This window comes from Thermosyntropha lipolytica DSM 11003, from assembly GCF_900129805.1.
Classification (GTDB): Bacteria; Bacillota; Syntrophomonadia; order Syntrophomonadales; family Syntrophomonadaceae; genus Thermosyntropha; species Thermosyntropha lipolytica.
This window is the reverse complement of sequence record NZ_FQWY01000095.1, coordinates 1-1,132: the sequence shown is the minus strand read 5'-3', so window position 1 is coordinate 1,132 and position 1,132 is coordinate 1. Positions and strand designations below refer to the sequence as shown.

Sequence of the window (1,132 nt, the reverse complement as noted above, 5' to 3'; positions counted from 1 at the left end):
CCCTCCGGCAGGATGTAGGAGAGAAAACTCCCTGCTATGCGGGGATTTTCCAGGTATTTTTTGAAAAACCGGTCATGGATGTTTATTTCTCCCATTAAAAGGCTCCTTTCCGGAAAAGTTGTTTGACAAAAGGGGTGGGTTATATGTATCATCAATGTTTCAGTAATAAATACCCTGATACCAGTCCTAATACTATTCCAATCACTACTGGCAGCAGTATGTTTCTTAAGAAATATTCGCAACTATTTTCTTTTTTATATAATTTCTCAGAGATATTAATAAATTTTGCCTTATCCTCTTTCTCCATAAAATATTGCAAATACATATTGATGCGTGTGCCGTATTGCTGATTAAATGAAAAAAAGATAGCTAAAAATGATGACATAATAACAAGAACCAAAGTAATATACCCTATATAAAAATTCGCTTCTCCAAGAGATAAGGAAATAAAATCTTGTTCTTTTATATTTCCTTTCAGCATATTTATTTTTTCCGATATAATTTCTACTATATGAAACAGAAATCCACCACTAAAAGATAAAAGAAAGGAAAAAGCTAGAAAAAATCCATAATTAAAGCAACTTTTAGATTTATAACTTTTCCAAATCAACCTCTCCACCCGTTCATCCTCACTTCTGCAGTTATCGGCCATCTGTTCATACCTCCCCTTATTTAAAATCTCTTTTCTTTCCGTACAGCACAAGGATTCTCTGGTAAAACATTTTTGCAATCTCCAGGCCAAAAATAATCCCAGAACCAGGAAAAACACAACCCATAAAACTTTTTCATAATTCTCAATGTGTAAAAATATCGCCCCTATTACGATCATTATCAATCCTATAACCAAAATGGCAACCTTTTCCCGAAGACAACTGTTTTCCCTGAGCTTCATACAAATTTCTGCTATTTTGGAGCTTTTTTTCAGAAAATATATGAAAACATAAGAAAACACAGATATGCCGACAAGTATTATACCTGCCATCCATAAACTTTCGGTTATTACCTCTTTCATGGTCATCCCCTCCCCTTATCAAAACCCTTTTTTCCAACCAGCCCTCCTGCATAACATATAGTTTCAAACCAGAAGCGCAAACTGCCCAGGAGCGAAGAAGACCTTATCTCACGGCGAACC

Annotated in this window: 1 protein-coding gene; it reads right to left on the bottom strand. The window is 35.2% G+C overall.

Annotated elements, in window-relative coordinates; translation table 11 throughout:
* Positions 1-151: 151 nt before the first annotated feature.
* A complete protein-coding gene (locus BUB92_RS11185; RefSeq protein WP_073093637.1) occupies positions 152-1,012 on the bottom strand; it encodes a hypothetical protein in 861 nt (286 codons plus the stop codon).
* Positions 1,013-1,132 lie beyond the last annotated feature (120 nt).